We start from the raw sequence: 10,876 nt of genomic DNA on the forward strand, positions 1-10,876 counted from the left end.
CCAACTCCTCGAACCTTATGGACACTTCAGCGGAGCATGCCGCTGCCGTAGCCCTTCAGGTTGGCTTTCTTCATCAGGGATTCGTACTGGTGCGAAACGAGGTGCGATTGTACTTGCGACATAAAGTCCATCACAACCACTACCACGATCAGCAACGAGGTCCCGCCAAGGTAGAACGGTACGTTGGCCGCCACCACCAGGAACTGGGGCAACAAGCATACGGCCGTCATGTACAGAGCACCGAACATGGTCAAGCGAGTCAGAACGCCATCGATATAGCGTGCGGACTGCTCACCGGGACGGATACCCGGAATAAAGGCACCGGACTTCTTCAGGTTTTCCGCTACGTCTTTCGGGTTGAACATCAGCGCTGTATAGAAGAAGCAGAAGAAAATGATCCCTGCACTAAACAGCAAAATGTTCAACGGCTGACCAGGAGCGATAGCCTGTGAAATATCCTGCAGCCAGCCCATACCTTCGGACTGACCAAACCAGGCACCCAGCGAGGCCGGGAATAACAGAAGGCTGCTGGCGAAGATGGCCGGGATTACGCCCGCCATGTTCACCTTCAACGGCAGGTGGCTGGTCTGCGCAGCGAAGACCTTGCGGCCCTGCTGACGCTTGGCGTAGTGCACCGCGATACGACGCTGGCCACGCTCAATGAACACCACAAAACCGATGATCGCTACTGCCAGCAAACCGATGGCGATGAGAGCGAAAATGTTGATATCGCCCTGCCGTGCAGACTCGAAAGACTGCCCGATCGCCGACGGCAGACCGGCTACGATGCCCGCAAAAATCAGCATCGAAATACCGTTGCCAACACCGCGCTCGGTGATCTGCTCGCCCAGCCACATCATGAACATCGCACCCGCCACAAAGGTGGTGACTGCAACGAAGTGGAAGCCGAAATCAACCGAGAACGCTACGCCCTGGCTCGCCAGGCCAACGGACATGCCGATAGCCTGGACGAACGCCAGAACCAAGGTGCCGTAGCGGGTGTACTGGCTGATCTTGCGACGACCAGCCTCACCTTCCTTCTTCAACTGCTCCAGCTGCGGGCTCACGGCGGTCATCAGCTGCATGATGATCGATGCCGAGATGTACGGCATGATCCCCAGTGCAAAGATGCTCATCCGCTCCAGCGCGCCGCCGGAAAACATGTTGAACAAGCTAAGAATGGTCCCCTCATTCTGTCGAAACAGATCGGCCAGACGGTCAGGGTTTATACCGGGAACTGGGATATGCGCGCCGATTCGATAGACGATGATCGCCATGAACAGAAAGCGCAGACGAGCCCAGAGTTCGGACAACCCGCCACCAGCCAGAGCAGAGAGAGCACCTTGCTTAGCCATTTATTCCTCGAACTTACCGCCAGCTGCTTCGATAGCCGCACGCGCACCCTTGGTGGCAGCGATACCTTTGAGGGTGACCGCGCGAGTAATCTCACCGGACAGCATGACTTTCACACGCTGTACGTTTTGATTAATCAGGTTGGCATCCTTCAGCGCCTGCAGAGTAACTACGTCGCCTTCGATCTTGTTCAGCTCGGAAGTACGCACTTCTGCGCGATCCATAGCTTTCAGAGACACGAAACCGAACTTGGGAAGACGACGGTGCAGAGGCTGCTGGCCGCCTTCGAAACCCGGAGCAATGGTGCCACCGGAGCGGGAGGTCTGACCTTTGTGACCACGGCCACCGGTCTTGCCCAAACCACTACCGATACCACGGCCCGGACGGTGCTTCTCGCGACGGGAACCCGGCGCTGGACTCAAATCGTTCAGGTACATGGATCAACCCTCCACACGGAGAAGGTAATAAGCCTTGTTGATCATGCCGCGGTTTTCCGGAGTATCCAGAACTTCAACGGTATGATTGATGCGACGCAGGCCGAGGCCTTTGACGCAGGCTTTGTGATTGGCCAGACGGCCATTGGTGCTCTTGATCAGAGTCACTTTGACGGTGTTAGCCATGGTTAGAGAATCTCCTCGACACTCTTGCCACGCTTGGCTGCAACCGAATCCGGAGACTGCATAGCCTTCAGACCTTTGAAAGTGGCATGCACCACGTTCACAGGGTTGGTAGAGCCGTAGCACTTGGCCAGAACGTTCTGAACACCAGCAACTTCCAGGACGGCACGCATGGCGCCACCAGCGATGATGCCGGTACCTTCGGAAGCAGGCTGCATGTAAACCTTCGAAGCGCCGTGGGCGGACTTCATGGCGTACTGCAGAGTGGTGCCATTCAGATCAACTTGGATCATGTTGCGACGAGCAGCTTCCATCGCCTTCTGGATGGCAGCCGGCACTTCACGGGATTTGCCACGGCCGAAACCTACACGGCCCTTGCCATCACCTACCACGGTCAGCGCGGTGAAGGTGAAGATACGGCCGCCTTTTACGGTCTTGGCAACGCGGTTCACCTGAACCAGCTTCTCGATATAGCCTTCGTCGCGCTTTTGGTCGTTATTTGCCATAACTTAGAACTCCAGCCCGCCTTCACGAGCAGCATCAGCCAGCGCCTTGACGCGGCCGTGGTACTTGAAGCCAGAACGGTCGAATGCAACCTGGGTCACACCAGCGGCTTTCGCGCGCTCGGCAACCAGCTCACCAACTTTCTTGGCCGCGTCGACGTTGCCGGTGGCGCCGTCACGCAGTGCTTTGTCCAAGGTAGAGGCGCTGGCCAGAACCTTGCTGCCGTCGGCCGAGATGACCTGGGCGTAGATGTGCTGCGAAGAGCGATACACGCACAGACGCACGGCTTCGAGCTCGTGCATTTTCAGGCGTGCTTTGCGAGCGCGACGCAGACGAGTAACTTTTTTGTCGGTCATTTCCTAGCCCCTTACTTCTTCTTGGCTTCTTTACGGCGGACGACTTCGTCAGCGTAACGAACACCTTTGCCCTTGTAAGGTTCAGGACGGCGGAAGTCACGAATCTCCGCGGCAACCTGACCAACCAGCTGCTTGTCGACACCCTTGATCAGGATCTCGGTCTGGTTCGGGGTTTCGGCCACAACGCCTTCCGGCAGTTGGTAGTCGATAGGGTGAGAGAAGCCCAACGCCAGGTTCAGCACCTGACCCTTGGCCTGCGCCTTGTAACCAACACCGATCAGCTGGAGCTTGCGCTCGAAGCCTTGGCTTACGCCGATGACCATGTTGTTAACCAGAGCGCGGGTAGTACCGGCCATCGCACGAGTCTGCTGGTCGCCATTGCGAGCAGCGAAACGCAGCTCACCGGATTCCTGCAGCACTTCAACGGACGAGTGAACGTTCAGTTCCAGAGTGCCCTTGGCACCCTTCACCGAAAGCTGCTGACCGGCGAGTTTGATCTCTACACCAGCAGGCAGCTTGACGGGGTTCTTAGCAACGCGAGACATGCTTATCCCCCCTTAGAACACAGTGCAAAGCACTTCGCCGCCGACACCGGCAGCGCGCGCAGCGCGGTCCGTCATCACACCTTTGTTGGTGGAGACGATGGAAACACCGAGACCGCCGCGAACTTTCGGCAGATCATCGACGGATTTGTACTGGCGAAGGCCGGGACGGCTGACGCGCTTGACTTCTTCGATAACCGGACGGCCTTCGAAGTACTTCAGCTCGATGGACAGCTGCGGCTTTGCTTCGCCGCTGATCTGATAACCCGCAATATAACCTTCGTCTTTGAGAACTTTGGCTACAGCCACCTTCAGGGTAGAAGAAGGCATGCTTACGACGGACTTTTCAGCCATCTGGGCATTACGGATACGAGTTAGCATGTCCGCTAACGGGTCCTGCATACTCATGGGCTAGACGCTCCTGATACAAAAAGAATTAGCCTCTCGGCTAAAGAATCACCAGAGCTCACGGAAATCCGGGCTCAGGAGAGCCGGGCATTCTAGAGACTGATCAAAAATGAATCAAGCCCCAAAAGGGGCTTGATTCATATTGCTTGAACGCCGGAGCTAGCTCCGGCGTTTGCCGCGTCGGCTTACCAGCTGGCTTTGACCAGACCTGGTACGTCGCCACGCATGGCTGCTTCACGCAGCTTGATACGCGACAGACCGAACTTGCGGAATACACCGTGCGGACGGCCGGTGATGCGGCAGCGGTTACGCAGACGCGAAGCGCTGGCATCACGAGGTTGCTTCTGCAGGGCGACGCTGGCTTCCCAACGCGCTTCTGGAGTTGCGTTCTGATCCACGATGATGGCTTTCAGCTCGGCACGCTTTTTAGCGTACTTGGCAACCGTGCGCTGACGCTTCAGCTCGCGGTTTTTCATGCTCGTCTTGGCCATGTTCCTACTCCAATCAGTTGCGGAACGGGAATTTGAAAGCACGCAGCAGAGCGCGACCTTCATCATCCGTACGGGCAGTGGTGGTCAGGGTGATGTCCAGACCACGCAGCGCATCGATCTTGTCGTAATCGATTTCCGGGAAGATGATCTGCTCTTTCACGCCCATACTGTAGTTGCCGCGGCCGTCGAAGGACTTGGCATTCAGGCCGCGGAAGTCACGCACGCGCGGCAGGGAGATGGACAGCAGACGATCCAGGAACTCGTACATACGCTCGCGACGCAGAGTGACCTTGACGCCAATCGGCCAACCTTCACGAACCTTGAAACCTGCGATCGACTTGCGGGCATGAGTCACAACGACTTTCTGACCGGTGATCTTCTCGAGGTCGGCAACGGCGTTCTCGATGACCTTCTTGTCACCGATCGCTTCGCCCAGGCCCATGTTCAGGGTGATCTTGGTGATGCGCGGAACTTCCATCACGTTCGCCAGCTTCAGTTCTTCCTTCAGCTTGGGCGCGATTTCCTTCCGGTAAATCTCTTTCAGTCGTGCCATGGTATTTACCTACGGATTCTCAAGCGCCAACCGGCTTCTGGGTGGACTTGAAGACACGAATTTTCTTGCCGTCTTCGACTTTGAAACCAACGCGGTCAGCCTTGTTGGTTTCGCTGTTGAAGATGGCAACGTTGGAAGCGTGCAGTGGCGCTTCTTTCTCGACGATACCGCCTTGAACGCCCGACATCGGGTTCGGCTTGGTATGACGCTTCACCAGGTTGATGCCACCGACGACCAGACGGTCGTCAGCGAGAACCTTGAGCACCTTACCGCGCTTACCTTTGTCTTTGCCGGCGATCACGATGATCTCGTCGTCACGACGAATCTTTTGCATGTCGGATCTCCTTAAAGCACTTCAGGGGCGAGCGAGACGATCTTCATGAACTTCTCGGTACGCAGTTCACGGGTCACTGGCCCGAAGATGCGGGTACCGATCGGCTCTTGCTTGTTGTTCAGCAGAACAGCAGCGTTGCCGTCGAAGCGGATGATCGAACCGTCGGCACGGCGAACGCCGTGACGGGTACGAACGACCACTGCGGTCATGACCTGACCTTTCTTCACTTTACCGCGCGGAATTGCTTCCTTGACGGTGACCTTGATGATGTCGCCGATGCCGGCGTAGCGACGATGCGAACCGCCCAACACCTTGATGCACATGACACGACGTGCACCGCTGTTGTCAGCCACATCGAGCATGGATTGAGTCTGAATCATAAAATTTCTCCGACCCTTAGCTCTTAGACTTCGACGGCGCGTTCGACGACTTCAACCAGAGCCCAGGACTTGGTCTTGGACTGCGGACGGGTTTCACGGATGGAAACCTTGTCGCCGATCTTGCACTGGTTGGATTCGTCGTGAGCGTGCAGCTTGGTCGAACGCTTGACGTATTTACCGTAGATCGGGTGCTTTACGCGACGCTCGATCAGAACGGTGATGGTCTTGTCCATCTTGTCGCTGACGACGCGGCCGGTCAGCGTACGGACTGTTTTTTCAACTTCGGCCATGATCACTTACCTGCCTGCTGGTTGAGCACAGTTTTCACACGAGCGATGTCGCGCTTAACTTGCGAGAGCAGGTGAGACTGCCCCAACTGGCCAGTTGCTTTCTGCATGCGCAGATTGAACTGGTCGCGCAGCAGGCCGAGCAGTTGCTCGTTCAGCTGCTCTGCGTTTTTTTCACGAAGTTCTTTCGCTTTCATCACATCACCGTCCGTTTAACAAAGGTGGTGGCGAGCGGCAGCTTTGCAGCAGCCAGGGCGAAAGCCTCACGCGCCAGCTCTTCGGAAACGCCTTCGATCTCGTACAGGACCTTGCCTGGCTGGATCTGGGCTACCCAATATTCAACGCCACCCTTACCTTTACCCATACGCACCTCGAGAGGCTTCTTGGTAACCGGCTTGTCCGGGAAAACGCGAATCCAGATCTTCCCGCCACGCTTAACGTGACGAGTCAGAGCACGACGAGCGGACTCGATCTGACGGGCGGTGAGACGACCGCGGGCAACGGACTTCAGCGCGAACTCGCCGAAGCTGACCTTGCTACCGCGCTGAGCCAGACCACGGTTGTGGCCGGTCATCTGCTTGCGGAACTTCGTACGCTTTGGTTGCAACATGATGCGTACTCCTTATTTCTTAGCAGCTTTACGAGGCGCAGGTGCTTGCGGCTTCAGCTCTTCATGGCGGCCACCGATGACCTCACCCTTGAAGATCCAAACCTTCACACCGATCACACCGTAAGTGGTGTGCGCTTCGTAGGTGGCATAGTCAATGTCAGCGCGCAGGGTGTGCAACGGCACACGACCTTCGCGGTACCACTCGGTACGTGCGATTTCCGCACCGCCGAGACGACCACTCACCTGGATCTTGATGCCCTTGGCACCAATACGCATGGCGTTCTGTACAGCGCGCTTCATGGCGCGACGGAACATAACGCGACGCTCCAGCTGCTGAGCTACGCTCTGCGCAACCAGCATACCGTCGAGCTCCGGCTTGCGGATCTCTTCGATATTGATGTGCACTGGCACACCCATTTGCTTGGTCAGGTCCTGACGCAGCTTCTCAACATCTTCACCTTTCTTGCCGATCACGATGCCGGGACGAGCGGTGTGGATGGTGATGCGTGCGGTTTGGGCCGGACGAGCGATGTCGACACGGCTTACGGACGCGCTTTTTAGTTTGTCGAGGAGATACTCACGCACCTTCAGATCAGCGAACAGGTAGTCCGCATAAGTCCGGCCGTCTGCGTACCAGACGGAGGTGTGATCCTTGACGATTCCCAGGCGAATGCCAGTGGGATGTACTTTCTGACCCATCTGATCGACTCCGTTACTTGTCCGCAACCTTGACAGTGATATGGCAAGACCGCTTGACGATGCGATCAGCGCGGCCTTTGGCACGCGGCATGATGCGCTTCAGCGAACGCCCTTCGTTGACGAAAACGGTGCTGACCTTCAGGTCATCAACGTCGGCGCCTTCGTTGTGCTCGGCGTTGGCCACGGCCGACTCCAGCACTTTCTTCATGATTTCCGCGGCTTTCTTACTGCTGAAAGCCAGCAGGTTGAGCGCTTCGCCCACCTTCTTCCCGCGGATCTGGTCGGCGACCAAGCGGGCTTTCTGGGCGGAGATGCGAGCGCCCGACAACTTAGCGGCTACTTCCATTTCCTTACCCCTTAACGCTTGGCTTTCTTGTCAGCCACGTGCCCACGATAAGTGCGGGTACCGGCGAACTCGCCCAGTTTGTGGCCGACCATGTCTTCGTTCACCAGAACGGGGACGTGTTGACGACCGTTATGCACGGCGATGGTCAGACCGACCATCTGCGGCAGAATCATCGAACGACGCGACCAGGTTTTAACCGGCTTGCGATCGTTCTTTTCTGCTGCCACTTCGACCTTCTTCAGTAGGTGAAGATCGATAAAAGGACCTTTTTTCAGAGAACGTGGCACTGTCGTATCCCTCTAGTTACTTGCGACGACGGACGATCATGTTGTCGGTGCGTTTGTTACCACGAGTCTTCGCGCCCTTAGTCGGGAAGCCCCATGGAGACACCGGATGACGACCACCAGAGGTACGACCTTCACCACCACCGTGTGGGTGGTCGACCGGGTTCATGGCAACACCACGAACGGTCGGGCGAACGCCACGCCAGCGCTTGGCACCAGCTTTACCCAGCGAACGCAGGCTATGCTCGGAGTTCGAGACTTCGCCCAGGGTCGCGCGGCATTCGGCCAGCACTTTACGCATTTCACCGCTGCGCAGACGCAGGGTGACGTAGACGCCTTCACGAGCGATCAGCTGAGCCGAAGCACCAGCGGAACGAGCGATTTGAGCACCTTTGCCCGGCTTCAGCTCGATACCGTGAACGGTCGAACCCACCGGAATGTTACGCAGCGGCAGGCTGTTGCCGGCCTTGATCGGCGCCATCGAACCTGCAACCAGCTGATCGCCGGCGCTCACACCTTTCGGTGCGATGATGTAACGACGCTCACCGTCGGCGTATTTCAGCAGAGCGATGTGCGCGGTACGGTTCGGGTCATATTCAACGCGCTCGACAGTGGCAGGAATGCCATCTTTGTCGTTGCGGCGAAAATCGACCAGACGGTAATGCTGCTTGTGACCACCACCGATATGACGGGTGGTGATACGGCCGTTGTTGTTACGACCGCCAGACTTCGACTTCTTCTCGAGCAGTGGAGCATGAGGAGCGCCTTTGTGCAGCTCCTGATTGACCACCTTGACCACAAAACGGCGGCCCGCGGAAGTCGGTTTGCATTTAACGATTGCCATGATGCACCCCTTCCTTACTCAGCACTGCTGGTGGCGAAATCGAGATCCTGGCCTGGCTGAAGGGAGATGATCGCCTTCTTCCAGTCGTTACGCTTGCCCAGACCGCGAGCGGTGCGCTTGCTCTTGCCCAGAACGTTCTGGGTAGTGACATGCTGAACCTTCACGCTGAACAGGCTTTCGACGGCCTTCTTGATTTCCAGCTTGGTTGCGTCAGTCGCAACTTTGAAAACGAACTGGCTTTTCTTGTCTGCCAGAGTCGTGGCCTTCTCGGAGATGTGCGGGCCAAGCAGCACTTTGAATACGCGTTCCTGGTTCATCCCAGCAGCTCCTCGAATTTCTTCACGGCAGAAACGGTAACCAGTACCTTTTCATACGCGATCAGACTGACCGGATCGGAACCCTGCACGTCACGAACGTCGACGTGTGGCAGGTTGCGAGCAGCCAGGTACAGATTTTGATCTACGGCGTCGGAGACGATCAGAACGTCGCTCAGACCCAGACCATTCAGCTTGCCCAGCAGCTCTTTGGTTTTCGGAGCTTCGACAGCGAAGTCTTCAACCACTACCAGACGGTCGCTACGGACCAGCTCTGCAAGAATCGAACGGATCGCAGCGCGATACATCTTCTTGTTCAGCTTCTGATCATGGTTCTGCGGACGTGCTGCGAAGGTCACACCACCGCCACGCCAGATCGGACCACGGGAAGTACCAGCACGCGCACGGCCAGTACCCTTCTGACGCCACGGGCGCTTACCGCCACCGGAAACGTCGGAACGAGTCTTCTGCTGCTTGCTGCCCTGACGGCCGCCAGCCATATAGGCGACGACAGCTTGGTGAACCAGGGTCTCGTTGTAGTCGCCACCGAAAGTCGCATCGGAGACTTCGATCGCTTGAGCGCCATTTACATTTAATTGCATGTCAGCTTCCCCTTAACCGCGAGCCTTGGCAGCCGGACGCACAACCAGGTTGCCGCCAGTAGCGCCAGGAACGGCACCCTTGACCAGCAGCAGGTTGCGTTCAGCATCCACGCGCACTACTTCCAGGGACTGCACAGTCACGCGCTCAGCACCCATGTGACCGGACATTTTCTTGCCCTTGAATACACGGCCCGGCGTCTGGCACTGGCCAATCGAACCCGGAACGCGGTGGGACACGGAGTTACCGTGGGTATTGTCTTGGCCGCGGAAGTTCCAACGCTTGATGGTACCGGCGAAGCCTTTACCTTTGGACTGACCGGTCACGTCGACCAGTTGACCAGCTTGGAAAATTTCAGCGTTGATCAGATCGCCAGCCTGGTAGTCGCCTTCTTCAAGACGGAATTCCAGAACGGTACGACCTGCCGCGACGTTCGCCTTAGCGAAGTGACCGGCTTGCGCCTTGCTGACACGAGAAACGCGACGCTCGCCGACAGTGACTTGCACTGCACGATAGCCATCGGACTCCTCAGTTTTGAACTGGGTGACGCGATTCGGCTCGATCTCAATGACCGTAACCGGAATGGAGACACCTTCTTCGGTGAAAATGCGGGTCATGCCGCACTTACGACCGACTACACCAATAGTCATGTTGTAACCTCATGAGTGTACGGGGCTTTCACCCGCTATGGCCGCCCATTTCAGAGCGTTACACGACTAAAACCGCCAGGTTTTAGCCGAGGCTGATCTGCACTTCCACGCCAGCCGCAAGATCGAGCTTCATAAGTGCATCAACGGTTTTATCCGTTGGCTGGACGATGTCCAGTACGCGCTTATGAGTGCGGATTTCGTACTGATCGCGAGCGTCTTTGTTGACGTGTGGCGAAGTCAGAACGGTGAACCGCTCTTTGCGAGTTGGCAGAGGAATCGGACCACGCACCTGAGCACCAGTACGTTTCGCGGTTTCCACGATTTCCTGGGTTGATTGATCGATCAGGCGATGGTCAAAAGCCTTCAACCGTATACGGATTTGTTGGTTTTGCATTTTGACCTCAGATTCCAAGCTGCGATTCCCAGTTAACGGACGCAATACGCCCGTTAAAAGGAGGCGTGATTCTATAGACGCCCCCAGGGAGTGTCAACCCGGTTAGAAAATAACCAGCAGATATCTTTCCCCCATAAAAAAGCCCCCGCTGGGCGGGGGCTTTTTTTGGATCAGATCAGTCGATTACTCGACGATCTTGGCAACCACGCCAGCACCAACGGTACGACCACCTTCGCGAATGGCGAAGCGCAGGCCGTCTTCCATGGCGATCGGCTTGATCAGGGTGACAACCATTTTGATGTTGTCGCCC

Annotated in this window: 22 protein-coding genes and 1 pseudogene; all 23 read right to left on the minus strand. The window is 56.8% G+C overall.

The annotated features are described in order from the left end of the window. Nucleotides 1-26: 26 nt before the first annotated feature. Nucleotides 27-1,355 (minus strand): preprotein translocase subunit SecY, encoded by a 1,329-nt coding sequence (secY, locus tag PVA39_RS17800; RefSeq protein ID WP_013789771.1) that lies wholly within the window; start codon nucleotides 1,353-1,355, stop codon nucleotides 27-29. Further along, complete coding sequence (rplO, locus tag PVA39_RS17805; protein WP_013789770.1) at nucleotides 1,356-1,790, minus strand: 50S ribosomal protein L15; 435 nt, start codon at nucleotides 1,788-1,790, stop codon at nucleotides 1,356-1,358. It abuts the gene before it with no gap. A gap of 3 nt (nucleotides 1,791-1,793) precedes the next feature. Further along, complete coding sequence (gene rpmD, locus PVA39_RS17810; protein WP_013789769.1) at nucleotides 1,794-1,973, minus strand: 50S ribosomal protein L30; 180 nt, start codon at nucleotides 1,971-1,973, stop codon at nucleotides 1,794-1,796. Between the two features lie 2 nt (nucleotides 1,974-1,975). After that, entirely contained in the window at nucleotides 1,976-2,476 is a 501-nt protein-coding gene (gene rpsE, locus PVA39_RS17815) for a 30S ribosomal protein S5 (RefSeq protein ID WP_013789768.1), read from the minus strand. 3 nt (nucleotides 2,477-2,479) lie between these two features. Then, nucleotides 2,480-2,830 (minus strand): 50S ribosomal protein L18, encoded by a 351-nt coding sequence (gene rplR, locus PVA39_RS17820; RefSeq protein WP_003293038.1) that lies wholly within the window; start codon nucleotides 2,828-2,830, stop codon nucleotides 2,480-2,482. An 11-nt stretch (nucleotides 2,831-2,841) separates the two neighbouring features. Further along, on the minus strand, nucleotides 2,842-3,375 hold the full coding sequence (gene rplF, locus PVA39_RS17825) for a 50S ribosomal protein L6 (RefSeq protein WP_013789767.1): 534 nt from the start codon (nucleotides 3,373-3,375) through the stop codon (nucleotides 2,842-2,844). 12 nt (nucleotides 3,376-3,387) lie between these two features. Then, entirely contained in the window at nucleotides 3,388-3,780 is a 393-nt protein-coding gene (gene rpsH, locus PVA39_RS17830) for a 30S ribosomal protein S8 (RefSeq protein WP_013789766.1), read from the minus strand. A 185-nt stretch (nucleotides 3,781-3,965) separates the two neighbouring features. Further along, the gene (rpsN, locus tag PVA39_RS17835) at nucleotides 3,966-4,271 is read right to left on the minus strand and encodes a 30S ribosomal protein S14 (RefSeq protein WP_013789765.1); all 306 of its coding nucleotides are present in this window, start codon (nucleotides 4,269-4,271) and stop codon (nucleotides 3,966-3,968) included. A 13-nt stretch (nucleotides 4,272-4,284) separates the two neighbouring features. Beyond that, complete coding sequence (gene rplE / locus PVA39_RS17840; protein ID WP_013789764.1) at nucleotides 4,285-4,824, minus strand: 50S ribosomal protein L5; 540 nt, start codon at nucleotides 4,822-4,824, stop codon at nucleotides 4,285-4,287. 19 nt (nucleotides 4,825-4,843) lie between these two features. Beyond that, a complete protein-coding gene (gene rplX, locus PVA39_RS17845) occupies nucleotides 4,844-5,158 on the minus strand; it encodes a 50S ribosomal protein L24 (protein ID WP_003463290.1) in 315 nt (104 codons plus the stop codon). A gap of 11 nt (nucleotides 5,159-5,169) precedes the next feature. Further along, entirely contained in the window at nucleotides 5,170-5,538 is a 369-nt protein-coding gene (rplN, locus tag PVA39_RS17850) for a 50S ribosomal protein L14 (RefSeq protein ID WP_002555479.1), read from the minus strand. A 23-nt stretch (nucleotides 5,539-5,561) separates the two neighbouring features. After that, a complete protein-coding gene (gene rpsQ, locus PVA39_RS17855; protein WP_003243904.1) occupies nucleotides 5,562-5,828 on the minus strand; it encodes a 30S ribosomal protein S17 in 267 nt (88 codons plus the stop codon). A 2-nt stretch (nucleotides 5,829-5,830) separates the two neighbouring features. Further along, nucleotides 5,831-6,022, minus strand: a complete 192-nt coding sequence (rpmC, locus tag PVA39_RS17860) for a 50S ribosomal protein L29 (protein ID WP_013789763.1) — start codon at nucleotides 6,020-6,022, stop codon at nucleotides 5,831-5,833. Next, nucleotides 6,022-6,435: a 50S ribosomal protein L16 gene (rplP, locus tag PVA39_RS17865; protein ID WP_003243901.1), complete on the minus strand. Its 414-nt coding sequence runs from the start codon at nucleotides 6,433-6,435 to the stop codon at nucleotides 6,022-6,024. Before rplP ends, rpmC begins: the two co-directional genes overlap by 1 nt. A 12-nt stretch (nucleotides 6,436-6,447) precedes the next feature. Continuing rightward, nucleotides 6,448-7,134: a 30S ribosomal protein S3 gene (gene rpsC / locus PVA39_RS17870; RefSeq protein ID WP_013789762.1), complete on the minus strand. Its 687-nt coding sequence runs from the start codon at nucleotides 7,132-7,134 to the stop codon at nucleotides 6,448-6,450. Between the two features lie 13 nt (nucleotides 7,135-7,147). Then, nucleotides 7,148-7,480 carry a 50S ribosomal protein L22 gene (gene rplV, locus PVA39_RS17875; protein ID WP_003103908.1) on the minus strand — a complete coding sequence of 111 codons (333 nt, stop codon included), beginning with the start codon at nucleotides 7,478-7,480 and terminating at the stop codon, nucleotides 7,148-7,150. 11 nt (nucleotides 7,481-7,491) lie between these two features. Continuing rightward, nucleotides 7,492-7,767 carry a 30S ribosomal protein S19 gene (rpsS, locus tag PVA39_RS17880; protein WP_013789761.1) on the minus strand — a complete coding sequence of 92 codons (276 nt, stop codon included), beginning with the start codon at nucleotides 7,765-7,767 and terminating at the stop codon, nucleotides 7,492-7,494. 16 nt (nucleotides 7,768-7,783) lie between these two features. Further along, on the minus strand, nucleotides 7,784-8,608 hold the full coding sequence (gene rplB / locus PVA39_RS17885) for a 50S ribosomal protein L2 (RefSeq protein WP_013789760.1): 825 nt from the start codon (nucleotides 8,606-8,608) through the stop codon (nucleotides 7,784-7,786). Nucleotides 8,609-8,622: 14 nt separating this feature from the next. Continuing rightward, a complete protein-coding gene (gene rplW, locus PVA39_RS17890) occupies nucleotides 8,623-8,925 on the minus strand; it encodes a 50S ribosomal protein L23 (protein ID WP_013789759.1) in 303 nt (100 codons plus the stop codon). After that, nucleotides 8,922-9,524, minus strand: coding sequence for a 50S ribosomal protein L4 (gene rplD, locus PVA39_RS17895; protein WP_013789758.1), 603 nt, complete (start codon nucleotides 9,522-9,524; stop codon nucleotides 8,922-8,924). Before rplD ends, rplW begins: the two co-directional genes overlap by 4 nt. A 12-nt stretch (nucleotides 9,525-9,536) precedes the next feature. Further along, the gene (gene rplC, locus PVA39_RS17900) at nucleotides 9,537-10,172 is read right to left on the minus strand and encodes a 50S ribosomal protein L3 (protein ID WP_013789757.1); all 636 of its coding nucleotides are present in this window, start codon (nucleotides 10,170-10,172) and stop codon (nucleotides 9,537-9,539) included. 82 nt (nucleotides 10,173-10,254) lie between these two features. Then, on the minus strand, nucleotides 10,255-10,566 hold the full coding sequence (rpsJ, locus tag PVA39_RS17905) for a 30S ribosomal protein S10 (protein WP_013789756.1): 312 nt from the start codon (nucleotides 10,564-10,566) through the stop codon (nucleotides 10,255-10,257). 183 nt (nucleotides 10,567-10,749) lie between these two features. Beyond that, nucleotides 10,750-10,876 (minus strand): annotated as a pseudogene (gene tuf, locus PVA39_RS17910) (elongation factor Tu); the annotation flags it as partial.

It is taken from the genome of Pseudomonas sp. CNPSo 3701, assembly GCF_028674975.1.
GTDB lineage: Bacteria > Pseudomonadota > Gammaproteobacteria > Pseudomonadales > Pseudomonadaceae > Aquipseudomonas > Aquipseudomonas straminea.

Coding starts and splice junctions, on each gene's coding strand:
- secY (WP_013789771.1), bottom strand. CDS start 1,355: ATGGCTAAGCAAGGTGCTCTCTCTGCTCTGGCTGGTGGCGGGTTGTCC.
- rplO (WP_013789770.1), bottom strand. CDS start 1,790: ATGTACCTGAACGATTTGAGTCCAGCGCCGGGTTCCCGTCGCGAGAAG.
- rpmD (WP_013789769.1), bottom strand. CDS start 1,973: ATGGCTAACACCGTCAAAGTGACTCTGATCAAGAGCACCAATGGCCGT.
- rpsE (WP_013789768.1), bottom strand. CDS start 2,476: ATGGCAAATAACGACCAAAAGCGCGACGAAGGCTATATCGAGAAGCTG.
- rplR (WP_003293038.1), bottom strand. CDS start 2,830: ATGACCGACAAAAAAGTTACTCGTCTGCGTCGCGCTCGCAAAGCACGC.
- rplF (WP_013789767.1), bottom strand. CDS start 3,375: ATGTCTCGCGTTGCTAAGAACCCCGTCAAGCTGCCTGCTGGTGTAGAG.
- rpsH (WP_013789766.1), bottom strand. CDS start 3,780: ATGAGTATGCAGGACCCGTTAGCGGACATGCTAACTCGTATCCGTAAT.
- rpsN (WP_013789765.1), bottom strand. CDS start 4,271: ATGGCCAAGACGAGCATGAAAAACCGCGAGCTGAAGCGTCAGCGCACG.
- rplE (WP_013789764.1), bottom strand. CDS start 4,824: ATGGCACGACTGAAAGAGATTTACCGGAAGGAAATCGCGCCCAAGCTG.
- rplX (WP_003463290.1), bottom strand. CDS start 5,158: ATGCAAAAGATTCGTCGTGACGACGAGATCATCGTGATCGCCGGCAAA.
- rplN (WP_002555479.1), bottom strand. CDS start 5,538: ATGATTCAGACTCAATCCATGCTCGATGTGGCTGACAACAGCGGTGCA.
- rpsQ (WP_003243904.1), bottom strand. CDS start 5,828: ATGGCCGAAGTTGAAAAAACAGTCCGTACGCTGACCGGCCGCGTCGTC.
- rpmC (WP_013789763.1), bottom strand. CDS start 6,022: ATGAAAGCGAAAGAACTTCGTGAAAAAAACGCAGAGCAGCTGAACGAG.
- rplP (WP_003243901.1), bottom strand. CDS start 6,435: ATGTTGCAACCAAAGCGTACGAAGTTCCGCAAGCAGATGACCGGCCAC.
- rpsC (WP_013789762.1), bottom strand. CDS start 7,134: ATGGGTCAGAAAGTACATCCCACTGGCATTCGCCTGGGAATCGTCAAG.
- rplV (WP_003103908.1), bottom strand. CDS start 7,480: ATGGAAGTAGCCGCTAAGTTGTCGGGCGCTCGCATCTCCGCCCAGAAA.
- rplB (WP_013789760.1), bottom strand. CDS start 8,608: ATGGCAATCGTTAAATGCAAACCGACTTCCGCGGGCCGCCGTTTTGTG.
- rplW (WP_013789759.1), bottom strand. CDS start 8,925: ATGAACCAGGAACGCGTATTCAAAGTGCTGCTTGGCCCGCACATCTCC.
- rplD (WP_013789758.1), bottom strand. CDS start 9,524: ATGCAATTAAATGTAAATGGCGCTCAAGCGATCGAAGTCTCCGATGCG.
- rplC (WP_013789757.1), bottom strand. CDS start 10,172: ATGACTATTGGTGTAGTCGGTCGTAAGTGCGGCATGACCCGCATTTTC.
- rpsJ (WP_013789756.1), bottom strand. CDS start 10,566: ATGCAAAACCAACAAATCCGTATACGGTTGAAGGCTTTTGACCATCGC.